This is a genomic window from Micrococcus sp. 093350064-1 (genome assembly GCF_053627955.1).
The window spans coordinates 221,352-246,750 of sequence record NZ_JBSEYU010000003.1 but is presented as its reverse complement, the minus strand read 5'-3'; the positions used below and the strand labels follow the sequence as shown (position 1 = coordinate 246,750).

Sequence of the window (25,399 nt, the reverse complement as noted above, 5' to 3'; positions counted from 1 at the left end):
CCGTGCGCCACACCCGTCTCGGCCGCTCCGGGCTGACCGTCTCCGTCGTCGGCCTGGGCTGCAACAACCTCGGCCGCCCCGGCACCGCCACGCTGGAGCAGGCCGGCACCGACGCCGTCGTCCACGCCGCGCTCGACGCCGGCATCACCTTCTTCGACGTCGCCGACGTCTACGGCGCCGAGCCCGGCCTGTCCGAGGAGCGGCTCGGCCGCGCCCTGGGCGCCCGCCGCGACGAGGTGGTGATCGGCACCAAGTTCGGCATGGACATGGGCGGTGTCGCCGGCGACGACGGCGGCGCGCGGGGCTCCCGCCGGTACATCGTGCGCGCCGTCGAGGACTCCCTGCGCCGCCTCGGCACCGACTGGATCGACCTCTACCAGTTCCACACCCCGGACCCGGCCACGCCCATCGAGGAGACCCTCCGCGCGCTCGACGACCTCGTGCGCGCCGGCAAGGTCCGCTACGTGGGCCACTCGAACCGGGCCGGGTGGCAGATCGCCCAGGCCGAGTACGTGGCCCGCGAGCTGGGCGTGGAGCGCTTCGTGTCCGCGCAGAACCACTACAACCTGCTGGACCGCCGGGCCGAGCTCGAGGTGGTCCCGGCGGCGGCCGAGTTCGGGCTCGGCGTCCTGCCGTACTTCCCGCTGGCCAACGGGCTGCTCACGGGCAAGTACTCGCAGGGCGACGCCCCCGAGGGCTCGCGCCTGTCCCACGTGCGCCAGCACATGGTGGCCGACGCCGACCTGGAGCAGCTGGCCGCGTTCGGCCGGTTCGCCCGGGAGCGGGGGATCACCGAGGTCCAGGCCGCGATCGGGTGGCTGGCGGCGCAGGGGCCGGTGTCCTCCGTGATCGCCGGCGCCACCCGTGCCGCGCAGGTCGTGGAGAACGCGGCGGCGGCCGACTGGCTCGCCACCGCGGAGGACCTGGCCGAGCTGGACGCCCTGTTCCCGGGCCCGGAGAAGGTCGCGCTCTTCTGATGGCCGGCGCGCTGACCGGCGCGGCCGCCGCGACCCCGCTCGTGCCGACGCCGGGGGAGGCCGCCCTGGGCTGGACCGTGTCCGTCGTGGCCGGTGCGCTGTGGGTGGCCGGCTTCGTCTCGCTGGGCCGCAGCCCCCTGGACGCCCGGGCGCGCCTGCCGTGGGTCGGCCTCATGCTGCTGCTGCCGGTGCTGGGGGCGCTCATCTGGTTCTGGTGGCGGCACCGCTACTACCCGGCGCGGCGGCGCGAGCAGCCGGCGTGGGACCCCAACGACCGCTCCGCCGTCGTGGTGCCCCCGCGCCGGCGCTACGGCGCGCCGGAGGAATGAGCCGGGCTCAGAGCTTGACGACGATGCGGTCGTCGACGACGGCCGCGTCGTAGTCCATGAGGGCCTTGCGGGCCGGGCCGCCGAACGGCTTCCCCGAGGTGACGTCGAAGTGCGAGCCGTGGCAGGGGCAGGCGTAGGCCGGGCCCTCCTGCCGGTCCACGACCTGGAGCAGGCAGCCCTGATGCGTGCACACGTTGGTGAAGGCGGTCACCGTGGTCTCGTCCACGCGATGCATCATCAGCGTCCGACCCTGCACCTGCACCTCCCGGGAGGCGCCCACGGGCAGCTCGGCGGCGGGCAGCGCGTCGACGGCGTCGGAGCCGGTGTAGTGGTCCTGCGCGGTGTCCTTCTCACGCAGCCGGTCCGTGCAGCCGGCCAGCGCGAGTGTGCCGGCACCCGCGGCGGCGACGGCGGCGCCGCGGCCCAGGACGGTGCGGCGGGAGGTGTCCGGGCGGGCGTGGTCGTCGCAGCAGCCGGACCGGGAGGAGTTCGGGGTGAGGGGGGAGTCCTGCGTGGTCATCGACCCATTATCGCCCGTGGCGAGGGCGGATGCGACCGGGCCCGACGGGTGCGAGGATCGGGGGGACGGACCCCCGAGCCCCAGGAGCACCGCCGTGACCCACCCCGCCCCGCGCCCCACCGGCGCCGCCCGTTTCGACCTCACTCCCTTCGAGCGGTGGGAGGCCGTGACCCTCGACGACGTGCACGTCGGCTTCCTGCACCGGGTGCTGGAGGACGGCGTGCTGACCACCCGCATGGGCTTCGCCCCCACGCCCGCCCAGCGCGCCGCCCGCGGTGGACTGCCCGAGCGCTACCTCGCCCAGACGCAGGTCGGCTTCACGCCCGACGGGGACGGCTGGGCATGGACGACCCACGAGGACTCCGCCGGAGCCCAGCGGGTGCGCATCGACCGTGAGCGGGCCGGCATCGACGCCGCGGTGCTGCCCTCGTACGCGGAGTACCTCCTCCTCGCGCGGGTGGCCGCCGAGGGCCCGCTCGCCGTGGACCGGCTCGAGGAGGCCTCGCCCCTGCAGGGCGGGCTGCGCGTGCCCCGCGCCGAGCTGCGCCCGGCGGACGCGGGCGGGTCGGACGTGCGGGTGGCCGTCGTCGCGGACGGCGTGGAGCTGGGGGCGCACCTCGTGCGCGAGGGCGCCGTGGTCGCCTCCGACTGGGGCGGGGGCACCGCCTCGACCCCCGTGGCCGACCAGGCCGCGGCGACCGCCGGGCTCGACGCGCACGTGGTGACGTTCGCCGGGCTGCCGATCGCCTGAGCCGTGGGCCGGGCCGTCGCGGACGGCCCGGCCGGGGCCGGTCAGGCCTGCGCGGCCGGGTGGAAGCGCCGCCCGTTCACCCGCTCGGCGGCCCCGCAGTCGTCCAGGTACGGCGTGATGCCGCCCAGGTGCAGGGGCCAGTTGGCGCCGAGGATCATGCACAGGTCCACGTCCTCGGGGGCCGCGACGACGCGCTCGTCCAGGTGCAGGCCGATCTCCTCGGCCAGCGCGTCCTCGACCCGGCGCAGCAGCTCCTCGGAGGTCTGCGGGGTCGAGCCCTGCTCCAGCAGGGCCGCGGTCGCCTCCGGGATCTGCTCGCCGGTCGCGCCGGCGGCCTCCTCGTCGCGCCGGTCGGGGCGGACGTCCTTGGCCCAGATCGCGGTCTTGCCGGCGTCGATCAGGCGCTGCAGGTTCGCCGAGACCGGGAAGCGCTCCGCGCCGAAGGACGCGGAGAGGGACTCGGACACGTGCTGGGCCACGGGGATGCCGACCATGGCCAGGAGGGTGAACGGCGTCATCGGCAGGGCCAGCGGGTCCAGCGCGTGGTCGGCCTCGTGCGCGTCGGTGCCCTCGTCGAAGGAGTTCTGCACCTCGCCCATCATGCGCAGCAGGACGCGGTTGACCACGAACGCGGTGGCGTCGTGGACGAGCACGCCGGTCTTGCGGAGCCGGCGGGTCAGTTCGAACGCGGTGGCCACGACCTCGTCCGTCGTCGCCTCGGTCCGCACGATCTCCACGAGCGGCATGACCGCCACCGGGTTGAAGAAGTGGAAGCCCACGAGGCGCTCGGGATGCTCGAGGACCTCGGCCATGGCGGCCACGGACAGGCTCGAGGTGTTGGTCATCAGGATGGCGTCCTCACGCACGATGCCCTCGAGCTCGCGGAAGACGGTGCGCTTGACCTCGAGCTCCTCGAAGACGGCCTCGATGACGATGTCGGCGTCCGCGTACACCGCCTTGTCCGTGTCCGCGGTGATCAACCCGGCCAGGGCCTCGCCGTCCTCGGCGGAGAGCCGTCCACGGGAGACCATCTTCTCGACCTGCGCGCGCACGCCCGCCAGGCCGCGCTCGACACGCTCGGCGTCGATGTCCGTCATCACGACGGGCACCCGCAGGTGCCGGGCGAAGACGAGGGCGAGCTGGCCGGCCATCAGGCCCGCACCGACGATGCCGACCTTGCGGACCTCGCGGGCGAGCTCGCGGCCCGGGTCGCCGGCGGGGCGCTTGGCGCGGCCCTGGACGAGGCCGAGGAACGCGTACACGGTGCGCCGGAACTCGGGGGAGTGCAGCAGCGTCCCGAGGGCGTCCGCCTCGGCCTGGGCGGACTCGGCGCGGGTGCGCGTGCGGGCGCCGGTGAACAGGTCCTCCAGGTGACGGCGCGCCGGCAGGTGGCGTCCGGGGCGAGCGGCCTGCAGCCGCTCCAGCGCCGCCAGGGCGCGGTCCCAGGCGGCGTCGGACACGTCGCGGTCGCGGTGGGCGGCCAGTTCGGCCGCCACGGACTCGTCCCCGGCGACCAGGGCGGCGGCGAGCTCGAGGCCCGCGTCGAGGAGGTCCCCCTCCACGATCCGGTCCATCAGGCCGAGCCCGTGCGCCGCGCGGGCGTCGAGCATGCGGTTGTCGTCGAGGGGGTTCTTCAGCACGACGTCGACGGCGGCCTCCGGGCCGATCAGATGGGGCACGCGCCACACGCCGGACCAGCCGGGGATCAGGCCGAGCCGGACCTCGGGCAGGCCGAAGCCCTTCGCATCGGCGGCCACCACGCGGTGTCCGGCGGCCAGGGCCAGCTCGAGGCCGCCGCCGAGGGCGAGGCCGTTCACGAGCGCGACCGTGGGGATCTCGAGGGCCGCGAGCCGGTCGTAGACGGCGTGGCCGAGCAGGGCCAGGTCGCGGCCGACGTCGTCGGTGAGGCCCGCGATCAGGGACAGGTCCGCCCCGGCCGCGAAGGTCCCCTCCACACCGGTCACGGCCAGGGCCTGGATCTCGCCCGCGGCGGCCCGGGCGGCCTGCTCGTCGAGCACCCGGCCGAGGCCGAGGAGCGTGGCCGGGCCCAGGGTCGCGGGCCGGCGGGGTCCCTGCCCGTTGTCCAGCGTGAGCAGCGCGAGCGTGCCCGCACCCTCGGGCAGGGCGTGGTCGGTCACGGTGACGGTGGTGACGACCTCATCCGGGGCCAGGGCGGGCAGGTGGTCGAAGGAAGCAAGAGAAACGGATGTCATGCGGGTCACACTACCGGCGAGTAGCCTCCGCGTCGACGCGACGCGACGGACCGATCCGGCCGGCCGCGTCGGGGGCTCAGGCGCCGGCGGGATCGGGGTCGAGGAGCGCGACCGTGACGATCGCGCCGACGTTCTCCACCTGCCACGGGCGCGCGCCCCGCTCCGTCAGGAACGCGTCGACGGTCTCGGGGGTGATCGGGGCGGGCGGGGTCCAGCAGATCCGCCGAAGGGTGTCCGGGGTGAGGAGGTTCTCGGTGGGCATCCCCAGCTGCTCGGCCCGTCGGGCGACGCGGGCCTTGGCCGTGCGCAGGCGGCGGTCCGCCACCGGGTCCCGGTCCTTCCAGGCCCGGGGTGGGGGCGGGCCGTCCCCGGTGCGGATCTGCGCCGCGGGGGCGTCGCCCCGCTCGGCGTCCTCGACGCCGGCCCGGATCGCGGCGATCCAGCGCGGGGCCTCGCGGCTCGCGGCGCGGCCGTGGAAGCCGGAGGTCTGGCGCAGGGCGGGGACGGTGCGCGGCTGGGCGGCCGCGGCGGCGACGATCGACCGGTCCGGGATGAGCCGGCCGGGGGCGACGTCGCGGTGGCGGGCGAGGTCCTCGCGGGCCTCCCACAGGCGCTTGAGGACCGCGCGCTGCACGGGGCGGCGCAGCGTCTGGGAGCCCGAGGTGCCGCGCCAGGGGTCCTTCTTCGGCGTGGGCGGCGGGGCCGTGCGCACGTGCTCGAACTCCTGCTCGGCCCACGCGAGCTTGCCGTCGGCCTCGAGGCGCGCGATCAGGGCCTCGCGCAGCGGGACGAGCAGCTCGACGTCGAGCGCCGCGTAGGTGAGCATCGCCTCGGGCAGCGGACGCACCGACCAGTCGGCGGCCGAATGCTCCTTGGCGAGGGTGACCCCCAGCAGCTCCTCCAGGACCGCGGCCAGGCCGACGCGCGGCAGGCCGGACACCCGGGCCGCGAGCTCGGTGTCGAACAGCCGATCGGGGCGCAGCCCCTGCTCGGCCAGGCAGGGCAGGTCCTGGCTGGCCGCGTGCAGGATCCACTCGACGCCCGCGAGGGCCTCCTGCAGCGGGGCCAGCCCGTCGAGGGCTTCGGGATCGACGAGCCAGATGCCGGCGCCCTCGCGCTTGAGCTGGACGAGCATGGCCCGCTGGCCATACCGGATCCCGGAGGCGCGCTCCGCGTCGACGGCGACGGGCCCGGTCCCCGCGGCGAGCGCCGCGGCGCAGGCCTCCAGGCCCGCGCGGGTGTCGGTGAGCCGGGGGACTCCACCGGCCGGTGTGGCGATCAGCCGCGGGGGCGCGTCCGGGGCGGCCGTCTCGGGGGCGTCGGTCATGCTGCTCCTGTTCGGGGAGGTCGGGGCGGGGACGGGCCGGGGCCCGGTGTGTCGGAGGCGCGGGCGCGCGGTCAGGGGCCGGCCGTGTGGACGTCCGCGGCGTGCTCGGGCGGCAGACCGGCGAACGCGCAGATCATGTCCGACCACGCCTCGAGATGCGAGCCGAGGTCCCGCGGGGCCGGGGTCCACGAGGCGCGCAGCTCGATGTCGGTGGTGTCCGGGGCCGCACTGAGCGTCCCGAAGCCCTCCGCGATGCTGCGCGTCGCGGTGCCGCCGGCGTGGGAGTGCTCGGCGTGGCGGCGCTCGAGCGCCTCCACGAGCCACGTCCACGCGACGGCGCCGGCCAGCTGGTCCAGTGCGACGTCCGGTTCCAGGCTCGCACGGATCCATGTCACCGCCCGGAAGCCTCCCGGCCACCGGGCGTCCGGGGCCGGGTCGTGCAGGAGGACGAACCGCCCCGTGGCCAGCACGCCGCCGGTCGCGCCCGGCCCGTCGCACACGTCGGCGGCGAGGGCGACGGCGAAGGGCGCCTGCCCCTCGGGTGCCGGGATCTCCCGCAGCCGCACCTCGGTCCGTGGCCGCGCATCGCGCAGGTCCGCCAGGGCACGCCGGAACACCCCCGGCGGCACGGGCGCCTCGACCGCCCCGGGGGCGGCGGAGAGGCGACGGGGCCCGATCACGCTCATGCCCGTCAGCCTAGGCTGCGGGGCCCAGCGGGCCGCGGGGGCGCGCCGTGGACGCCACGGCGCTCCCGCACCGGATCAGCGCGCCCCGTCCGGGGCCGCCGCGTCGTCGGCGGGGGCCAGGCGCAGCGAGATCGAGTTGATGCAGTAGCGCAGGTCCGTGGGGGTGTCATAGCCCTCGCCCGCGAAGACGTGACCCATGTGGGAGCCGCACGCCGCGCACCGCACCTCGATCCGCTCCATGCCCAGGGTGGTGTCCTTCAGGTACTCCACCCGGTCCTCCGCGAGCGGTGCGAAGAACGAGGGCCAGCCGCAGTGCGCGTCGAACTTCTCGTCCGAGCGGAACAGCTCGGATCCGCACGCCCGGCACGCGTACACGCCCTTCACGTGCGAGTCCCAGTACTCGCCCGTGAAGGGCCGTTCCGTGCCGGCCCGGCGCAGCACCTGGAACTCCTCGGGCGTGAGCCGTCGGGCCCACTCCTCGTCCGTCAGGCGGGCGCCGCCCGGGGCGGCCAGGGTCTGCTCGGGAGCGGGGACGTCCCGCGCGGGGTCGGGGGTGGGGCCGTCATGGGGGGTGTGGGGAGTCTCGGTCATGCCCGGTGCAACGGTCCGGAGCGCCGTCGTGTTCCCGACCGGCGTCGCATTGGCGGGCGCGCCCGCCCGTGGAGGACAATGGCGCGCATGGCCGCACGACCCCGCCGTCCCCGTCCCCACCCCGCCGACCTGCCGCCCGCCCTGGCCGCCGCCGTCACCGTGGCAGCCCGGCGGGCCGGGGGTCGCGACTCCCGCGTCCGCCGAGCGGGCCGCCTGGTCCGCCGCGGAGTCACCGGATCGGTGCGCGGCGGCGTGGCCGTGGCCTCCCCGGTGGCCCGCTGGGCCCCGCCCGTGCTCAGCGTCGCCGCGGCCTCCGCCTTCGTGCTGGCCGGGGCGAGCTCGGCGCTCGCAGGCGTGTTCGCCCGCACCGTGGTGACCCCCGTGCGCCGCCACGCCGAGTCCACGCCGATCCTCGCCGTCGTCGACACGCCCGCCGGGCAGGACGTGATCCTGCAGGCCGACGAGTACACCACCGTGCCCGGCCAGTACTCCCTCACGTTCGACGACGGCGCCGGATGCGCCCGCATCGGGGAGATCACCTCCTTCGACCCCCGGGACGGCACGGTGCAGCGCGCGGTCGAGGAGGTCTTCTCCGGCGATCTGACGACGGCGACCCGGGGCCGGTTCACCGGCTTCGTCTACCCGACCCCCGCCGACGCCGGGCTCGACGCCGAGGACGTGCAGGTGCCGGTGCCCGGCGGCCACGCCCGCGCATGGCGCATCGAGCCGGACCCCAGCGAGGACGGCGAACCCCGTCCCGCGGAGGGGCTGTGGGCGGTGATGGTCCACGGCCGCGGCGCGCGCCGCAACGAGGGCATCCGCGCCGTGCCGACCGCCCGCCGCCTGGGCATGACGTCGCTGCTGATCTCCTACCGCAACGACGGCGACGCCCCGGACGCCGCCGACGCCCGCTACGGGCTCGGCACCACCGAATGGGAGGACGTCGAGGCGGCCATCCGCTACGCCCTCGACCACGGCGCCCGGGACGTCGTCCTCTTCGGCTGGTCCATGGGCGGGGCCGTGGTGCTGCAGACCGTGGACCGCTCCCCGCTGGCCCCGCACGTGCGCGGCGTGGTCCTGACGGGCCCCGTCATCGACTGGGTGGACGTGCTGCGCCACCAGGCCCGGCTCAACCGGATCCCCGAAGCCGTGGGCCTGCTCGGCCAGTGGCTGCTGGCCAACCGGGCCGGCCGGTTCATCACGGGCCTGGCCGCCCCCGTGGACCTCAAGGCCCTGGACTGGGTGACCCGCGCCGACCACGTGCGTGTGCCCACGCTGATCCTGCACTCCGAGGACGACGAGTACGTGCCCGTCGGCCCCTCGCAGGACCTGGCCGAGCGCAACCCGGACCTCGTGCGGTTCGTCCGCTTCCACCAGGCCCGCCACACCCGCGAGCAGAACGTGGACCCGCGCAAGTGGGACACCACCGTGCGCGGCTGGCTGCGCGCCGTGCTCAGCGCCCCCCGCCCCGGCGGCCGGGGGCGCTGACCGCGCTCAGGCCGCGGCGTCCGCCAGCCCCCGACGGCGCAGCAGCGGCTCGAGCTCGGCGTCCCGGCCACGGAACGCGCGGTAGGACTCCAGCAGGTCACGCGTATCGCCCCGCGAGAGCAGCTCGTCCGCGAACCGGCGGCCGTTCTCCCGCGTCATCCCGCCGTGCTCGCGGAACCACTCCACGGCGTCCGCGTCCAGCACCTCGGCCCACACGTAGGAGTAGTACCCGGCCGCGTAGCCGCCGCCGAAGATGTGCTTGAAGTAGCCGGTGCCGTAGCGCGGAGGCACCAGGTCCGGGTCGATGCCCGCCTCGGTCAGCACCCGGCGCTCGAACGCGGCCGGGTCGGCCGTGGCGGCGTCCACCGTCTCCTCCGTCAGCGAGTGCCAGGCCCAGTCCACGAGCGCCGCGCCCAAATACTCGACCGTGCGGTGCCCCTCGCCCCACAGGTCCGCCGCCTCGAGCCGCTCCAGCGTCCCCGCCGGCAGCGGCTCGCCCGACTCCACGTGCCGCGCGTACGCGGCCAGCAGGGACGGCTCGCGCAGCCACACCTCGTTGACCTGCGACGGGAACTCGACGACGTCGCGCGGCACGTTCGTCCCGGTGAGCGAGGCGTACTCGCCCCGGGCCAGCAGCCCGTGCAGGGCGTGGCCGAACTCGTGGAACAGCGTCGTGGCCTCATCCAGCGTCAGCAGGGCCGGACGCCCCGCCGCCGGGGCCGGCACATTCATCGTGGTGAACACCACCGGGCGCTCGCCCAGGGCGTCCGCCATGTCCCGCACCGTGTGCATCCAGGCACCGCCCGACTTGGTCGGCCGCGCGAACAGGTCCGCGACGAACAGACCCACCCCGGCACCGTCCTCACCCGTCACCTCGAACACCCGGATCCCGGGGCGGTACAGGTGCCGCGCCAGCTCCGGGCGCTCGGCGAACGTGAGCCCGTACAGCGCCGTCGCCGCCGCGAACACGCCCTCGGTCAGCACCCGGTCCAGCTCGAAGTACGGGCGCAGGGCGTCCGCGTCCACCGCGAACTCCTCCCGCGCGTACGCCGCGGACAGCGCCGGCCAGTCCCATGGGGCCACCTCGGCGTCCGTCCGGCCCGCGTGCGCCGCCGCCGTCGCCGCGTCCGCCCGCGCGTTGGCCATCGCCCGCGGCGCCATCGCGGCCAGCAGCTCCTCCACGGCCGCCGTCGACGGCGCCGCCCGGTCCTTCAGCGCCTGCTCGGCCCAGCTCTGCGCCCCCAGCAGCCGCGCCTTGCGCAGCCGCAGCCGCACCATCGCCATCGCCGTCGTCAGCGTCTCGTGCTCCCCGGACCCGCCCCGGCCCGTCGACGCCTCGAACACCTCGCGCCGCATCCCCTCGTCCTGCAGGGACGCCAGCCACGGCTGCGACGTGAACAGGGACAGCGTCAGCAGCCACGGGCCCGCCGCCGCGTCCCCGTCCCCGTGCCCCGCCTCGGCGGCCGCCCCCGCCGCCGCGGCCAGGTCGTCCTCGCTCAGACCGGCCAGGCGCTCGCGGTCCGTGACGAGCACGGCGCGGGCGGCGGTGTCCGCGACGAGGCGGCGCGTGTAGGCGGCCGAGAGGGACGCCAGCTCCGTGTTGATCCCGCGCAGCTCCTCGCGCGCGGCCTCGTCCAGGTCCGCCCCCGCCAGGGAGAGGCGCAGGCGCAGCGTCTCCAGCAGGCGGGCGTCCTCGCCCGTGAGGCCGCCGTCGTCGATCGAAGCGACGCGCGCCGCCAGCCGCGGGTCCAGCAGGATCGCGTCCTCGTGGGCCGCGAGCTCGGGGGAGAGCTCCTCGGCCAGGGCCTGCCGCGCATCCGTGCCGTCCGAGCCGACGAGCGTGAAGAACATCGCGGCGGAGCGGCGCAGCAGCTGGCCGGACAGCTCGAGCGCACGGACGGTGTTCTCGAAGGTCGGCGCCGTGGCCGCCCCGAGGATCTGGTCGACCTCGGCGCGCTGGGCCGCCATCCCCGCGCACACGGCCTCGGCCAGCTGCGCGTCGGAGACGGCGGAGAAGTCGGGCAGCCCGTAGGGCAGGTCGGAGGGGGTCGCCAGCGGGTGGTCGGCGGGCAGGACGGAGGGCGCGGAGGTGTGGGTCATGGGCGCGAGTGTAGTCAGCCGTGATCCGCGCCACCCCACCGGGCGTCGCTAGACTGGGCGGTCGAGCCAGCAGACGAGATCCAGACCTGAGGAGGCGTGATGGCAGGACATTCCAAGTGGGCGACCACCAAGCACAAGAAGGCCGTCATCGACGCGCGGCGCGCCAAGGCGTTCGCGAAGTACATCAAGAACATCGAGGTCGCGGCACGTGCCGGCGGCCCCGACGTCGCCGGCAACCCCGCCCTCGACCTGGCCGTGTCCAAGGCCAAGAAGGCCTCGGTGCCCAACGACAACATCGACCGCGCCGTCAAGCGCGGCGCCGGCCTGACCGGCGAGGTCATCGACTACGCCGAGATCATGTACGAGGTCCGCGGCCCCCAGGGCTCGGCGCTGCTGGTCGAGTGCCTGACCGACAACAAGAACCGCGCCGCCGCGGACGTGCGCGCGGCCGTCACCCGCAACGGCGGCACCATGGCGGACTCCGGCTCCGTCTCCTTCCTCTTCGAGCGCAAGGGCCTCGTGCGCCTGCCCACCGAGGGCAACACCGAGGACGGCCTGCTCGAGGCCGTGCTCGAGGGCGGCGCGGACGCCGAGGAGGTCGTCGTCTCCGGCGACTCCTTCGAGATCCTCTCGGACCCCTCCGACCTGCAGTCCGTGGCCAAGGCCCTCGACGAGGCGGGCGTGGAGTACGAGTCCGACGAGCTCGAGTTCGTCCCCACCATGAAGGTGGACCTGGACGCGTCGGGCGCCCGCACCTTCCTCAAGCTGGCCGATGCGCTCGAGGACCTCGACGACGTCCAGAACGTCTTCTCGAACGTGGACATCGCCCCCGAGGTCCTCGCCGAGCTCGACGAGGACTGATCGCGCTGAGCGCGCGCCGGCCCGCCGACGTCGTCCGGATCCTCGGGGTGGACCCGGGGCTCACCCGCTGCGGGATCGCCGTGGTGGACGTGGACGCGCGACGGCGGGCCGCGCTCGTCCACGTCGAGGTCACGGGCACCCCGCCCACCGCCCCCCTGGACCAGCGCCTCCTGCGCATCGACGAGGCCGTCTCCGCGGTCCTCGCCGCGCACCGGCCCGATCGCGCCGCCGTCGAGCGCATGTTCGCGAACACGAACACGCCGACCGTGCTGGGCACGGCCCAGGCCGCGGGCGTGGCGATCGCCGCGGCCGCGCGCGCCGGCGTCCCCGTGGGCCTGCACACCCCCTCCGAGGTCAAGGCCGCCGTCACCGGACACGGCGATGCGGGCAAGGAGCAGGTCACCACGATGGTCACCCGGATCCTCCGCCTCGACGCCCCGCCGCGCCCGGCCGACGCGGCCGACGCCCTCGCCTTGGCCATCGCCCACGGCTGGCGCGGCACCGCCCTCGGCGCGGCCGCCGGCCAGACCGGCCTCGACACCGCAGACCTCGCCTCCCGGGCGGGGCGCTCGCAGTTCGCCGCCAAGGCGCCCGCGCGCGCCCGCCCGCGGGGCCAGCTCACCGCCGCGCAGCGGGCCTGGCTCGACGCCGAGCGCTCGGCGGGCGGCGGGCGTCGCCGGTAGGCCGCTGCCGGGCCGGCGTTCGATGATATGTTCGAATCCGCGCCGACCGGCGTCCGTCCGTCCCGACAGGAGGGCCCCTCATGATCGCCTCGCTCAGCGGCACCGTCGAGCACGTGGCCCTCGACCGGGCGGTCATCGCCGTCGGCGGCCTGGGTGTGCAGTTCTCCGCCACCCCGCAGACGCTGTCCACCCTGCACGAGGGCCGGCCGGGGGCGGTGCAGACCCACCTCGTGGTCAAGGAGGACGCCCTGACCCTCTACGGCTTCGCGGACCGCGACGAGCGCGAGGTGTTCGAGGTGCTCATCACGGCCAACGGCGTGGGTCCCCGCCTCGCCCTGGCGATCCTCTCCGTCCACCACCCCGAGACCGTGCGCCGGGCGGTCACCGAGGAGGACGAGAAGACCCTCACCCGCGTGCCCGGCATCGGGCCGAAGATGGCGCGCAAGATCATCGTCGAGCTCTCCGGCCGCCTCGCGCCCACCGGGGAGCCGGTGCCCGAGGCGGAGGCCGAGGCGAGCGCCGAGCCGACCGTCGAGGCGCTCTGGCACGCCGACGTCGTGCAGGCGATGGCCGGCCTGGGCTGGTCCGAGAAGGAGGCGCTCAAGGCCGTCGAGGCCACCGTGGCGGCCCGCCCGGAGCTGGACGAGGGCCGCGACGTCGCCGCGCTGCTGCGCGCCACCCTGCGCGACGTCGGCATGGCCGGCGCGGTGCGAGGCGGGCGATGAGCGCGGAGTCCTCACCGCTGTCCGCGGCGGCCGTCGACCCGGAGGAGCGCCGGCTCGAGGTCGCGCTGCGCCCCAAGCACCTGGACGAGTTCGTGGGCCAGATGCGCGTGCGCGAGCAGCTGGACCTCATGCTCGCCTCCGCCCGGCTGCGGGACCGCGCCGCGGACCACGTCCTGCTCTCCGGCCCGCCCGGGCTCGGCAAGACCACGCTGGCGATGATCGTGGCCGCGGAGATGAACGCCCCCCTGCGGCTGTCCTCCGGCCCCGCGATCCAGCACGCGGGCGACCTCGCGGCCATCCTGTCCTCGCTCACCGAGGGCGAGGTGCTCTTCCTCGACGAGATCCACCGGATGTCCCGCCCGGCCGAGGAGATGCTCTACATGGCCATGGAGGACTTCCGCGTGGACATCGTGGTGGGCAAGGGCGCCGGCGCCACCTCGATCCCGCTCGAGCTGCCGCCCTTCACGCTCGTGGGCGCCACCACGCGGGCCGGCCTCCTGCCGGGGCCGCTGCGCGACCGCTTCGGCTTCACGGGCCACCTGGACTTCTACACCGAGGAGGAGCTCGAGCGCGTCCTGCGCCGCTCCGCCCTGCTGCTGGACATGCGGCTGGCCACGGAGGGGTACCGGCAGATCGCCCGGCGCTCGCGCGGCACCCCGCGCATCGCCAACCGGCTGCTGCGCCGGGTGCGGGACTGGGCGCTCGTGAAGGGGCTGGCCGAGGTCGGCCCGCACGACGCCGCCGCCGCCCTGGACATGTACGACGTCGACGGGCGGGGCCTGGACCGGCTCGACCGGTCCGTGCTCACCGCCCTGTGCACCACGTTCGGCGGCGGGCCCGTGGGGCTCAGCACGCTGGCCACCGCCGTGGGGGAGGAGGCCGAGACCGTGGAGACCGTGGCCGAGCCCTTCCTCATCCGCGAGGGCATGGTGGCGCGCACCCCCCGTGGCCGCGTCGCGCTGCCGGGGGCCTGGGAGCACCTGGGCCTCGCCGCTCCAGAGGCCACGCCGGGGCCGTGACGCCCAGGGCGGGCCCCTACACTGGACAGGCCCGCCCACCCCGAGCATCAGGAGTCCCCCATGCCCGTCGCCACCGCCGCGACCCTGCCCGTGATCGCCCAGCAGGCCCAGGGAGGCGGTGGCAGCTTGCTCATGCTCTTCGCCTTCGCCCTGCTCGCGGTGATGCTCTTCCTCTCCTTCCGCAAGGGCAAGAAGATGCAGCAGCAGCAGGCGCAGATGCGCAGCACCCTCGCCCCGGGCCTCGAGGTCATGACCGGCGCCGGCATCTTCGGCACCGTCGTGGCCGTGGACGCCGAGGCCCAGCGGGTGACGCTGGAGACCGCCCCGGGCACGCGCATGGACGTGCACCTGCAGGGCATCACCACCGTCGTGGAGCCCGAGACGGCCGCCGCGGCCGCCGCGCCCACCACGGACCCGTCGCGTCGGGATGACGCCCCCGGCACCGAGTACCGCGCCGACGACGCCGACCCGCGTCCGCGCCGCGACGACCTGGCCTGAGGCCCACCCACCCCTGCACACGCGGCCCCGCCTGGCGGGGCCGCTCGGATGTGACGGAAGCACCTGAGCAATGGCGAAGAGAACACCCTCCGGCTCCGCCGGGCGCACCCTGACCTGGCTGGCCGCCCTCCTCGTGGTCCTGGCCGCGATCCTCGGCGGGGGCGTGGCCTCCGGCGCGGCCTCCTGGGCTCCCAAGCTCGCCCTCGACCTCGAGGGCGGCACGCAGATGGTGCTGGCCCCCGAGACCTCGACGGGCGAGTCCGTCACCCCCGAGCAGCTGGACCAGGCCGTGGAGATCATCCGCCAGCGTGTGGACGGCTCCGGCGTGGCCGAGGCGGAGGTCGCCACGCAGGGCTCCCAGAACGTGGTCGTCTCCCTGCCCGGGGTCCCGGACGAGGAGACCCGCCGGCTGATCCAGGCGTCCGCGGACATGCAGTTCCGCCCCGTGCTGCAGTCCGGCCCGGGGGAGGCCACCCCCGAGGACCAGCGCCTGCCCGAAGACCAGCTGCCGAAGCCCGACGGCGAGCCGGCCGACGCCTACGACCCGAACTGGGTCACCCCGGCCCTGCTGGCCGAGTTCCAGGCCACGGACTGCACCGCCCCGCGGGACCCGGCCGCGCCCCCGCCGCCGTCCGACCGGGCGATCGTCGCCTGCCAGCCCTCCGAGGAGCTCGCCGACGGCGCCGTCACGTCGGCCCAGAAGTACATCCTGGGCCCCGTGGTCATCCCGGGCACCCAGATCAAGGGCGCGTCCAACGGCATGGCCCAGGCCCAGAGCGGCGTCTCCACCAACCAGTGGGTCGTCAACATCGAGTTCGACGAGGAGGGCACCAAGGCCTTCACGGAGGTCACCCAGAAGCTCACCCCGTACCCCGAGGGCGACCCGCGCAAGCAGTTCGCGATCCTGCTGGACGGGGACGTGATCTCCGCGCCGCAGTCCAACGTGGTCATCACCAACGGCAGCGCGCAGATCAGCGGCCCCACCCTGAACGAGCAGACGACGGCGCAGTTGGCCGAGCAGCTCAACTACGGCTCCCTGCCGATCTCCTTCTCGATCGAGTCCGAGCAGCAGATCTCCGCCACGCTCGGCCGGGACCAGCTCTTCTGGGGCCTGATCGCCGGCCTGATCGGCCTCGGCCTCGTGGCCGTGTACCAGTTCTTCCAGTATCGGGCCCTGGGCCTGCTGACCTTCGCCTCGATCATCGTGGCGGGCGTGCTGACGTGGCTGACCATCGCGATCCTGGGCTGGACGGACAACTACCGCCTGTCCCTCGCGGGCATCGCCGGGCTCATCGTGGCGATCGGTCTGACGGCGGACTCGTTCATCGTCTACTTCGAACGCATCAAGGACGAGCTGCGCGCGGGCCACACCGTGCCCGTCGCCGTGCACGAGGGCTGGAAGCGCGCCCGGCGGACGATCACCGCGTCCAAAGCCGTGAACCTGCTGGCCGCCGTCGTGCTGTACTTCGTGGCCGTCGGCAACGTGCGCGGCTTCGCGTTCACCCTCGGCCTCACCGCGATCGCCGACCTGATCGTGGTGTTCATGTTCACCCACCCGCTCATGGTGCTGTTGGCCCAGACCCGCTTCGTGGGCGAGGGACACCCGATGTCCGGACTGGACCCGTCGCTGTTGGGCGGGCCGTCCCTGTACCAGGGCGCCGGGCGCTTCCGCGAGCCCACCACTGCCCCCCGCACCGGGCTCCCGGCGGAGGCCTCCGACGAGCCGGCCGACGCCGACGACGCGGCGGCCGCCGACGCCCCGCGCCCGCTCGCCGCGACGGGCGCCCCCCGCGCGGGCTCGTCCGCCCGGGGCGGCCGCCGCTCGCGCACCGCGCCGCCCATGACGATCGCCGAGCGACGCCGCGCCGAGCGCCGCCGCCAGGAGGAGGACCAGTGAACCGCTTCGCCGACTGGGGCAACGCCCTCTACTCGGGCCGCATCTCCTACCCGTTCATCCAGCGCTGGCGGCGGTGGTTCGCCCTCGCCGCCCTGCTGCTCGTCCTCGCCGGCGGCCTGACCGCCCTCCGCGGTGGCTTCAACCTCGGCATCGAGTTCCGGGGCGGCTCCGAGTTCACCGTCTCGCAGACGGCCTCCACCGACGTGGCCGCGGGCGAGCGCGCCGTGACCGACGTGCTGGCCGACGGCCACGCCACCGTCACGAACGTCGCCCCGGGCACCGTGCGCGTCCAGACCGAGCAGCTCGACGACGCCCAGACCCGAGCCGTGGCCGCGAACCTGCAGGAGGCCTACGGCGTCGGCCAGGACCAGGTGACCTCGACCTTCGTGGGGCCGACCTGGGGCGCCGCGGTGTCGCAGCAGGCCCTGATCGGCCTGGTGATCTTCGTGGTGCTCGTGACCCTGTTCATGGCCGTGTACTTCCGCACCTGGAAGATGTCCCTGGCCGCCGTGCTCGGCATGCTCTACGTGGTCGCGCTGACCGCCGGCATCTACGGCGCCACCGGCTTCGAGATCACGCCGTCGGCCATCATCGGCTTCCTCACGATCCTGTCGTACGCGCTCTACGACACCGTGGTGGTCTTCGACAAGATCCGCGAGAACACGATCGGGGCCGAGGAGGACCCGGAGCGCTCCTTCGTCGAGAACGTGAACCTCGCGGTGAACCAGACGCTCGTCCGGTCCATCACGACCTCCGTCGTCGGCATCCTGCCGGTCGGCTCGATCCTGTTCATCGGCGCGGGGCTGCTCGGTGCCGGCACGCTGCGGGACATCGCGCTCGCGCTGTTCGTGGGCATCATCGTGGGCACCCTGTCCACCCTGTTCCTCCAGGCGCCGCTGTACGCCCTGCTGCGCCGCAACGACCCGGACGTGCGCGACCACGACGCCCGGGCCGCGGCCCGCGCCGCCCGGGAGCGTGCCTCAGAGGCGGTCACCGATCCCGACGTCGCCCCCTGGGACGACGGCGCGCGACTCTGACGGAGCCGCTGCGGCTCCGGTGCACCTGCCACCGGGCCCGGCGGTCTTTCTGGGGCGGGGCGGGACGGGCGCGGGTAGACTCGCCGATCATCCCGGCCGGAGCGGTCGGGGCCGCACGAGTCAGGAGGCGTGGCCCATGAGCGAGCAGGACCCCACTCCCGCCCCGGCCCGTCCCGCCCCGGTCCGGCCCCGCAGCCGGATCGCACGCCTGACCGGCCGGCACGCCACCGAGTACTCGCCCCTGCTCGAGCCGCTGATGCGCACCGTGCGGCAGCGAGCCACCAAGACCGAGCTGGCCGACATCGTCCGCGCCTTCGAGGTCGCCCGCGCGGCACACGAGGGGCAGATGCGGCGCTCCGGGGACCCGTACATCACCCACCCCGTCGCGGTCGCCACGATCCTCGCCGAGATCGGCGTGACGGGCCCGACGCTCCTGGCGGCCCTGCTGCACGACACCGTCGAGGACACGGACTACTCCCTGGAGCGCCTCCGCGCCGACTTCGGCTCCGAGGTCGCCCTCCTCGTGGACGGCGTGACCAAGCTGGACAAGGTGACCTACGGCGCCGCGGCGCAGGCCGAGACCGTGCGCAAGATGGTCATCGCGATGGCCCAGGACGTGAACGTCCTGCTCATCAAGCTCGCCGACCGGCTGCACAACGCGCGGACGTGGCGGTACGTCTCCCCGGAGTCCAGCGCCCGCAAGGCCCAGGAGACCTTGGACATCTACGCCCCGCTGGCCCACCGGCTCGGCATGAACACCGTCAAGTGGGAGCTCGAGGACCTCTCCTTCGCCGCCCTCAAGCCCAAGATGTACGCGGAGATCGTGCGCCTCGTGGGGGAGCGGAACCCGGAGCGGGAGAAGCACATCGCGGCGCTGCGCACCGTGATCGAGGATCATCTGCGCGAGCACCGGATCCGGGCGACCGTCACCGGACGGCCGAAGCACTACTACTCGATCTACCAGAAGATGGTGACGCGCGGGAAGGACTTCGACGACATCCACGACCTGACGGGCATCCGGGTGCTCGTGGACTCCGTGCGTGACTGCTACGCCGTGCTCGGCGCGATCCACGCCCGCTGGAACCCGGTCCCGGGTCGGTTCAAGGACTACATCGCGGTCCCGAAGCTGAACATGTACCGCTCCCTGCACACCACGGTGATGGTGCCGGGCGGCAAGCCGGTGGAGATCCAGATCCGCACGCAGGAGATGCACCGCCAGGCCGAGTACGGCGTCGCCGCGCACTGGCGGTACAAGGCCCAGGCCGCCGGCCAGGCGCCGGTGCAGGCCACGCCGGCCTGGCTGCGCTCGGTGATGGACTGGCAGGCGGACACCCGGGACCCGGACGAGTTCCTCGCCTCGCTGCGCACCCAGATCGGGGCGGACGAGGTGTACGTCTTCACGCCGAAGGGGGAGATCCGCACCCTGCCCGCCGGCTCCACGCCCGTGGACTTCGCCTACGCCATCCACACCGACGTCGGCCACCGCACCATCGGTGCCCGGGTCAACGGCAAGCTCGTCCCGCTGTCCACGCCGCTGAGCCACGGCGACACCGTGGAGGTCTTCACCTCGCGCGCCGAGGACGCGGGCCCGAGCCGGGACTGGCTGGGCTTCGTGGTCTCGCCACGGGCCCGGTCCAAGATCCGTCACCACTTCGCCACGCAGCGCCGCGGCGAGCAGGCCGACCGGGGACGCGAGTCGCTGACCCGTCAGCTGCGCAAGGCCGGCATGACCGTGCAGCACGTGCTCGGCGGCGAGGAGCTGGTGCAGCTGGCCACGGATCTCGGCTACGCGGACCTCGACGGGCTGTTCGTGGCCCTCGGCGACGGTCACGTGTCCGCGCAGTCCGTGCAGGAACGCGTCGCGGAGCGCCTCGCTCCGCCGACGCCGACGCAGGCCGAGCCGGAGGGCGAACTGACCGTCGGCGAGGTGGACCTGCAGGAGCTGGTCCCGGCTCAGGCGCGGCGCGCCCCCGCGCGGGCCACCAACGACGCCGGCGTGCTCGTGGACGGCGACGGCGGTGTCATGGCCAAGCTGGCCCGGTGCTGCAACCCGGTGCCGCCGGATGCCATCGACGGGTTCGTCACCCGCGGCTCCGGGGTCTCCGTGCACCGGGTCGACTGTCCGAACCTGGCGACCCTGCTCGCGCAGGAGCCGGAGCGCCACACCCCGGTCAGCTGGGCGCCGTCGAGGGACACCGTCTACCTGGTCGAGATCCAGATCGAGGCGCTGGACCGCAAGTCGCTGCTCTCCGACGTCACACGGGTCCTCTCCGAGAACCACGTGAACATCCTCTCGGCCTCCGTGAACACCACCCGCGACCGCGTGGCGATGAGCCGGTTCGTCTTCGAGATGGGCGACCCCCGGTTCCTCGGCCACGTGATCGACGCGGTGCGCCGCATCGACGGCGTGTTCGACGTGCACCGCACCTGAGCCTCCCGGCCTCAGTCGGGGACGTCCAGCGCCGTCAGCAGCGCGCCCAGCCGGCGCCGGGCCGCCACGACGCCGGCGCGGCGGGTCCGGCGGGCCAGCCGCTCCCGCAGCCCGGCGGCGCCGTGGGCGCCGATCACGGCAGCCGCGCGCCGCGCCGCATCCGGGCCGGCGCTGAGCAGCAGGTCTTCGACCGTCCGGGCGGGCGTGGTGACCCGCACGGGGCCGAAGCGGAGCACGTCCTGTTCGGCGGGGGCGACGCCCGTGGCATCGGCTGCGACGTCCGACTGCGTGAGCGTCCAGGGCAGCTGGCCCCCGCCGGCGGGGCGCCGGTGGAAGTGCGGCACGGCCGCGTGCAGCCGCCCGGGCGCCGCGCCGCCGGCCAGGATCCAGGCCGCCGACGGGCCGATCGCGGTCCAGCCGGCGGCCAGGAGCGGGCCGCCGAGGGTCCACAGGGCAGCGGCCCGGACCGCGGGATCGTCCGCCGCGTCCGGCCGCGCCCACACTCCGGGCAGCAGCGGTCGCACGGCGCCCCGCGCGCCGAGCGCCTGCAGCTCCGGCTCCGTGAAGGGGTCGCCCGCCAGCATGAGCGCCCCGGCCGGGGCGGTCTCCTCGATCGTCACGGTCGTCATGCCCGGAGCCTGCCAGAGACAAGGACGCCCCCGCGGCCGCCTGTGGACAGACGGGCCGCGGGGGCGTGCTCGAGACGGGTGGGGCTCAGCGGAGCTCGGAGGCCGAGGCCTCGAGGGCCTGCTTCCACTTCAGGCGCGCGTCGAGCGCCTCCTGAGCCTTCTTGACGGCGCGCTGGTCGCCCTGGGCCTGGGCCCGGGCGAGATCCGCCTCGAGCCCGGCGATGGTCTCCTCGAGCTGCGTGAGGGCGGAGTTCGTGCGGGCCTTGGTCTCCGGATCGGTGCGGCGCCAGTGCTCGTTCTCCGCCTGCTTGAGGGCGTCCTCGAGCCTGCGGAAGCCCTCCTCCATGCGACGGACGTCCCCGCGGGGCACGCGGCCGGCATCCTCCCACCGCCCGCGCAGCTCGTTGAGCGCGCGCCGCCCGGCCTTGACGTCCGTGAAGGGGAGCAGCTTCTGGCCGTCGGCGAGGATCTGCTCCTTCACCTTCAGGTTGGCCCCGTACTCGCGGTCGATCTCCTGGTTCGCGGCCTTGCGGGCGGCGAAGAAGACGTCCTGGGCGGCGCGGAAGCGGGCCCAGAGGGCGTCGTCCTCCTTGCGGGAGGCCCGGGGGGCGCGCTTCCACTCGTCCATCAGGTCGCGGTACTTGCCGGCGGTCACGCCCCAGTCGGTGGAGGTGGACAGCTCCTCGGCACGAGCGATGAGACGCTCCTTGACCTGCTTGGCCTCGGCCGAGGCGGCGTCCAGCCGGGAGAAGTGGGCGCGGCGGGTCTTGTCGAACGTGGTGCGGGCGCCGCGGAAGCGCTTCCACAGGTCGTCCTCGACCGACTTGGCCAGACGCGGACCGGCCTTCTGGGCGGCCTTCCACTCCTCGAACAGCTCCGTCATGCGCTGGGACGCGGTCTTCCAGGGCATCCGCTCGGCCGGGGTCTGGGCGAAGGTCTCGGCCTCGGCGACGATGGCCTCGCGGGTGGCCAGCTGCTCGGCCTGGGCGGCCTGCCGGGCCTCCTGTTCCGCGGCGCGGTAGTCGGCCAGGAGGGTCTCCAGGGCCGCCAGGCGGGTGCGGAGGGCGTCCATGTCGCCGACCATGTGGCGCTCGTTCACCGCGGTCGTCATCTGACCCAGCGCCCGGCCCAGCTCACTCGAGGGGGCGCCGGCGGCGATGCGCTGCTCGAACAGGGCCATCTGGGCGCGCACGTCGTCGTACTTGCGCACGAAGTACGCCAGCGCGTCCTCGGTGCTCGCGTCCGGCACCTGGCCGACCGCGTGCTCCTCCTGCCCGTCCAGCAGCGTGACGTGGCCGTCCTCGCTCACCCGGGCGAACCTGGCGGCCTCCTCCACCGGGGTGGGCGGCACGGTCGGGGCCACGACGGGGGCCGGGGCGGCGGACGCGGCGGCGGGCGTCGCGGGGCGCACGGCGGCCGGGCTGGCCTTCTTCATCGCGGCCGGGGAGGGCACGGCGGGCGCCTCGGCGGGCTGGGCGGAATCACCGTGCGCCGGCGCGTCGGGGACGATCTCGGGGACGGGACGGGCCTCGGCGGGCACGGTCGTCTCGGCGGCCTCGGCCGATGCGGGGGTGGCCTCGGTGGCGGGGGACTGCTGGTCGTCGGGCTGCATGTGATTGGTCACCGCTGGAACTCTCCCTGACTGCGCCGGCACGCAGTCGTCGAGGGATGCGGCCGGTCGGGATGGACACGAACAGGGCCAGCGTACCGGGCCGGACAGCGCCCGCGCCTAGAATGGGCCGGTGCGCCGGCGGGGGACCGTCGTGCGTCCCCGCCGTCGTCGTCTCGAAGGATCGCCATGTCCCGCAAGGCCTCCCTGTCCGGTTTCCACGAGTGGCTGCCCGCCGAGCGGCTCGTGGAGCAGCACGTGCTCGACACGCTGCGGCGGACCTTCGAGCTGCACGGGTTCGCCGGCATCGAGACCCGGGCCGTGGAGACCCTGGGCCAGCTGCTGCGCAAGGGTGAGGTGGACAAGGAGGTCTACGCGGTCTCGCGCCTGGCCGAGGACGAGGAGGTCGCCGCGGGCCGGCGCGAGCCCAAGGACCCGGCCGACCCCAAGCGCCTGGCCCTGCACTTCGACCTCACCGTGCCGTTCGCCCGCTACGTCGTGGAGAACGCCGGCCACCTCGCCTTCCCCTTCCGTCGCTACCAGATGCAGAAGGTCTGGCGCGGGGAGCGCCCTCAGGAGGGCCGCGCCCGCGAGTTCACCCAGGCGGACATCGACGTCGTCGGCGACGGCGCCCTCTCGCCCCGGTACGACGCCGACGTCGCACTGGTGATGGCCGAGGCGCTCGGCGCCCTGCCGATCGGCGACTTCCTCATCCGCGTGAACAACCGCAAGCTCGCCGAGGGCTTCTACCGGGGCATCGGCCTGGAGGACACCGCCGGAGTGCTGCGCAGCATCGACAAGCTGGAGAAGGTCGGCCCGGAGGAGGTCGCGCGGCTGCTCCAGGAGGAGGTCGGCGCGAGCCCCGAGCAGGCTGCGCAGGCGCTGGCCCTGGCGGACATCCGCACGTCGGACACCTCGTTCGTCGAGCGGGTCCGCGCCCTGGGGGTGACCCACGAGCTGCTCGAGGAGGGGCTGACCGAGCTGGCCGACGTCGTCGCCACCCTGCACCGCCGCGCCCCCGGGCGCGCCGTGGCGGACCTGTCCATCGCGCGCGGCCTGGACTACTACACGGGCACCGTCTACGAGACCGTCCTGGTGGGCCACGAGCAGCTCGGATCGATCTGCTCGGGCGGCCGCTACGACGCGCTCGCGTCCAAGGGGAACCGCGTGTTCCCCGGTGTCGGACTGTCCATCGGCGTGACGCGGCTGGTGATGCGCATGCTGTCCCAGCAGATGGCCGTGGCCTCCCGCTCCGTGCCGACCGCGGTGTACGTGGCGCTGACCGCGGACGAGGACTGGTCCGAGGCCCAGGACGTCGCGGCCCTGCTGCGGGAGCGCGGCATCCCCGCGGAGGTCGCGGTGTCGGCGGAGAAGTTCGGCAAGCAGATCAAGTACGCGGACCGCCGCGGCATCCCGTTCGTGTGGTTCATGGGCCGGGACGACGCCGGCGCACGGGTCCACGAGGTGAAGGACATCCGCTCCGGTGAGCAGCACGCCGTGGACCCGGCCGACTGGACCCCGCCGACCGAGGACCTGCTGCCGCAGATCACCCGCACGCAGGACTGAGGGGGCGCGCCCTGCGCGCCGGGCCCGGCATGCGACGCCGACACCCGTCCGCGCGTCGGGTCACCCGCCCCGGCGCCCGGCCCGCACGAACGCGCGCCCGCCCACCCCGATCAGGAACACGCCCGCCATCGCGGCCACGGACATCGGCGGCAGGCTGAAGGCGAGCAGCAGACACAGGGCCAGGCCGAGCACGTTGACGGCCCGGGGCACGCGCAGCGGGCGCGGCCGGGCCGGGCGGTGGCCGTGGTCGTCCCCGCGCAGGGTCAGGGCGGACAGGTTCGCCACCGCGTAGTAGACGAGCACGCCGAACGAGCTGAAGCCCACCACGGTGAGGATGTCCGTGGTGAGCAGGAGCAGGACGACGGCCGCGGCGACCGTCAGCTGAGCCGTCCACGGCGTGCCGGTCCCCGCATGGACCCGAGCCAGGGGGCGGGGCAGGTCGGCCTCGCGGGCCATGGCCAGGGCGGTGCGGGAGATGCCCGTCAGCAGGGTGAGCATGGCCCCGGCCGCGGCGAGGGCGGCGCCGGCCACGGCCACCCAGCCCCAGCCGGAGCCCAGGGCGGTCTCGAGCAGCTCGCGCACGGGCGCCGGGGACCGGGCCAGCCCGGAGGTCCCGAGGCCCGAGATCAGCGCCGTGGCGAGCAGCAGGTACAGCGCCACGGTCACGGCGAGGGCGATCAGGATGGCGCGCGGGATCGTGCGTGCGGGGTCGATGACCTCCTCGCCCATGGTGGCCACGCGCGCGTAGCCGGCGAACGCGAAGAACAGGACGCCCGCGCCCATGAGCACGCCCTGCACAGGGGAGTCGACGCCGAGCGCCGCAGCCGAGCCCCCGGGGGCCTCGCGCGCCAGGCCCGCGCCGATGGCCAACACGAGCACGGCGAGCACGGGCACGAGGATCGCCAACGTCGCCTGCGCGGTCCGCGTCACGCCCGCCATCGCCACCCCGGTGAGCACGACGACGGCGGCCACGCCCGTCCACCGGGCCGCGGCGGCGTCGTCGGGGACGAGGTACAGGCCGAGGGTGGCCGCCACCGCGGCCACCGACGCGGTCTTGCCCGTGACGAAGCCCCAGCCGGCGACGAAGCCGGCCCACGGGTGCAGCTGCCGCCGGCCGTAGACGTAGGCGCCGCCGGACTCGGGGTGGACGGTGGCCAGCTGCGCCGTGGACAGGGCGTTGCACAGGGCCGCGACGGCCGCGACCGCCAGGGCCCCGTACAGCAGGCCGGGGTGGCCGCCGGTGAGCGCGGCCGCCAGGCCGATCGCGGTGAACACGCCCGCGCCGATCATCGAGCCGAGGCCGATCGCGACGGCGTGGAGCAGGGTCAGGCGGCGCTGCAGGGCGGCGGTCATGACGGGGTCCTCCTGGGCTGGGGCAATGCGGGCGGGGCACTAGACTGACGGGAACGGCGCGCGCCCGCCCCGCAGGCGTATCACACGGCGTCGACCATCACATGAACCC

General features: G+C 74.8%; 22 protein-coding genes. 13 read left to right on the top strand and 9 right to left on the bottom strand.

Features of this window, described 5'->3' with window-relative positions; genetic code table 11:
* Nucleotides 1-2: 2 nt before the first annotated feature.
* Both ACUW6W_RS05000 and ACUW6W_RS04995 read left to right on the top strand, forming a co-directional pair.
* Nucleotides 3-977: an aldo/keto reductase gene (locus ACUW6W_RS05000; RefSeq protein ID WP_036317666.1), complete on the top strand. Its 975-nt coding sequence runs from the start codon at nt 3-5 to the stop codon at nt 975-977.
* Nucleotides 977-1,306: a PLD nuclease N-terminal domain-containing protein gene (locus tag ACUW6W_RS04995; protein WP_020627854.1), complete on the top strand. Its 330-nt coding sequence runs from the start codon at nt 977-979 to the stop codon at nt 1,304-1,306. Before ACUW6W_RS05000 ends, ACUW6W_RS04995 begins: the two co-directional genes overlap by 1 nt.
* A gap of 7 nt (nt 1,307-1,313) precedes the next feature.
* Here the strand turns inward: ACUW6W_RS04995 and ACUW6W_RS04990 are convergent, their stop codons facing one another.
* Nucleotides 1,314-1,826, bottom strand: coding sequence for a Rieske (2Fe-2S) protein (locus ACUW6W_RS04990; RefSeq protein WP_020627853.1), 513 nt, complete (start codon nt 1,824-1,826; stop codon nt 1,314-1,316).
* Nucleotides 1,827-1,920: 94 nt separating this feature from the next.
* On the opposite strand from ACUW6W_RS04990, the gene ACUW6W_RS04985 reads away from it, so the two are divergent.
* Nucleotides 1,921-2,577 carry a hypothetical protein gene (locus tag ACUW6W_RS04985; protein WP_036382836.1) on the top strand — a complete coding sequence of 219 codons (657 nt, stop codon included), beginning with the start codon at nt 1,921-1,923 and terminating at the stop codon, nt 2,575-2,577.
* A 41-nt stretch (nt 2,578-2,618) separates the two neighbouring features.
* Here the strand turns inward: ACUW6W_RS04985 and ACUW6W_RS04980 are convergent, their stop codons facing one another.
* From ACUW6W_RS04980 to msrB, 4 genes are all read right to left on the bottom strand, one after another.
* On the bottom strand, nt 2,619-4,790 hold the full coding sequence (locus tag ACUW6W_RS04980) for a 3-hydroxyacyl-CoA dehydrogenase NAD-binding domain-containing protein (protein ID WP_454179889.1): 2,172 nt from the start codon (nt 4,788-4,790) through the stop codon (nt 2,619-2,621).
* A 76-nt stretch (nt 4,791-4,866) separates the two neighbouring features.
* The gene (locus tag ACUW6W_RS04975; protein ID WP_020627850.1) at nt 4,867-6,117 is read right to left on the bottom strand and encodes a ribonuclease D; all 1,251 of its coding nucleotides are present in this window, start codon (nt 6,115-6,117) and stop codon (nt 4,867-4,869) included.
* Nucleotides 6,118-6,188: 71 nt separating this feature from the next.
* Nucleotides 6,189-6,803 carry a DUF3000 domain-containing protein gene (locus ACUW6W_RS04970; RefSeq protein WP_020627849.1) on the bottom strand — a complete coding sequence of 205 codons (615 nt, stop codon included), beginning with the start codon at nt 6,801-6,803 and terminating at the stop codon, nt 6,189-6,191.
* 75 nt (nt 6,804-6,878) lie between these two features.
* Nucleotides 6,879-7,394, bottom strand: coding sequence for a peptide-methionine (R)-S-oxide reductase MsrB (gene msrB, locus ACUW6W_RS04965; protein ID WP_020627848.1), 516 nt, complete (start codon nt 7,392-7,394; stop codon nt 6,879-6,881).
* Between the two features lie 87 nt (nt 7,395-7,481).
* Between msrB and ACUW6W_RS04960 the strand changes: the two genes are divergently transcribed.
* Entirely contained in the window at nt 7,482-8,882 is a 1,401-nt protein-coding gene (locus tag ACUW6W_RS04960) for an alpha/beta hydrolase family protein (RefSeq protein ID WP_020627847.1), read from the top strand.
* Between the two features lie 6 nt (nt 8,883-8,888).
* Here ACUW6W_RS04960 and ACUW6W_RS04955 read toward each other — a convergent pair whose 3' ends face one another.
* Nucleotides 8,889-10,982, bottom strand: a complete 2,094-nt coding sequence (locus tag ACUW6W_RS04955; RefSeq protein ID WP_144862044.1) for a M3 family metallopeptidase — start codon at nt 10,980-10,982, stop codon at nt 8,889-8,891.
* Between the two features lie 99 nt (nt 10,983-11,081).
* On the opposite strand from ACUW6W_RS04955, the gene ACUW6W_RS04950 reads away from it, so the two are divergent.
* The 8 genes from ACUW6W_RS04950 (at nt 11,082) to ACUW6W_RS04915 (ending at nt 20,133) form a co-directional block, all read left to right on the top strand.
* Nucleotides 11,082-11,843: a YebC/PmpR family DNA-binding transcriptional regulator gene (locus ACUW6W_RS04950; RefSeq protein ID WP_049147641.1), complete on the top strand. Its 762-nt coding sequence runs from the start codon at nt 11,082-11,084 to the stop codon at nt 11,841-11,843.
* Nucleotides 11,844-11,890: 47 nt separating this feature from the next.
* Nucleotides 11,891-12,526 carry a crossover junction endodeoxyribonuclease RuvC gene (ruvC, locus tag ACUW6W_RS04945; RefSeq protein WP_036317938.1) on the top strand — a complete coding sequence of 212 codons (636 nt, stop codon included), beginning with the start codon at nt 11,891-11,893 and terminating at the stop codon, nt 12,524-12,526.
* A gap of 80 nt (nt 12,527-12,606) precedes the next feature.
* Nucleotides 12,607-13,251, top strand: coding sequence for a Holliday junction branch migration protein RuvA (gene ruvA, locus ACUW6W_RS04940; protein ID WP_049147639.1), 645 nt, complete (start codon nt 12,607-12,609; stop codon nt 13,249-13,251).
* Nucleotides 13,248-14,270 (top strand): Holliday junction branch migration DNA helicase RuvB, encoded by a 1,023-nt coding sequence (ruvB, locus tag ACUW6W_RS04935; protein WP_095353336.1) that lies wholly within the window; start codon nt 13,248-13,250, stop codon nt 14,268-14,270. The genes ruvA and ruvB overlap by 4 nt, the downstream gene beginning before the upstream one ends.
* Before the next feature lie 60 nt (nt 14,271-14,330).
* Nucleotides 14,331-14,768, top strand: a complete 438-nt coding sequence (yajC, locus tag ACUW6W_RS04930) for a preprotein translocase subunit YajC (RefSeq protein WP_144862042.1) — start codon at nt 14,331-14,333, stop codon at nt 14,766-14,768.
* A 70-nt stretch (nt 14,769-14,838) separates the two neighbouring features.
* Nucleotides 14,839-16,665 (top strand): protein translocase subunit SecD, encoded by a 1,827-nt coding sequence (gene secD, locus ACUW6W_RS04925; protein WP_454179887.1) that lies wholly within the window; start codon nt 14,839-14,841, stop codon nt 16,663-16,665.
* A complete protein-coding gene (gene secF / locus ACUW6W_RS04920; RefSeq protein WP_036317952.1) occupies nt 16,662-17,702 on the top strand; it encodes a protein translocase subunit SecF in 1,041 nt (346 codons plus the stop codon). The genes secD and secF overlap by 4 nt, the downstream gene beginning before the upstream one ends.
* Nucleotides 17,703-17,838: 136 nt before the next feature.
* A complete protein-coding gene (locus tag ACUW6W_RS04915; RefSeq protein WP_454179886.1) occupies nt 17,839-20,133 on the top strand; it encodes a RelA/SpoT family protein in 2,295 nt (764 codons plus the stop codon).
* An 11-nt stretch (nt 20,134-20,144) separates the two neighbouring features.
* On the opposite strand, the gene ACUW6W_RS04910 is transcribed toward ACUW6W_RS04915, so the two are convergent.
* Nucleotides 20,145-20,762 (bottom strand): hypothetical protein, encoded by a 618-nt coding sequence (locus tag ACUW6W_RS04910; protein WP_454179884.1) that lies wholly within the window; start codon nt 20,760-20,762, stop codon nt 20,145-20,147.
* 85 nt (nt 20,763-20,847) lie between these two features.
* A complete protein-coding gene (locus ACUW6W_RS04905; RefSeq protein WP_454179882.1) occupies nt 20,848-22,386 on the bottom strand; it encodes a DUF349 domain-containing protein in 1,539 nt (512 codons plus the stop codon).
* Between the two features lie 174 nt (nt 22,387-22,560).
* On the opposite strand from ACUW6W_RS04905, the gene hisS reads away from it, so the two are divergent.
* On the top strand, nt 22,561-23,937 hold the full coding sequence (gene hisS, locus ACUW6W_RS04900) for a histidine--tRNA ligase (RefSeq protein WP_036336623.1): 1,377 nt from the start codon (nt 22,561-22,563) through the stop codon (nt 23,935-23,937).
* A gap of 60 nt (nt 23,938-23,997) precedes the next feature.
* Here the strand turns inward: hisS and ACUW6W_RS04895 are convergent, their stop codons facing one another.
* Entirely contained in the window at nt 23,998-25,290 is a 1,293-nt protein-coding gene (locus tag ACUW6W_RS04895; protein ID WP_036336621.1) for an APC family permease, read from the bottom strand.
* Between the last annotated feature and the right edge of the window lie 109 nt (nt 25,291-25,399).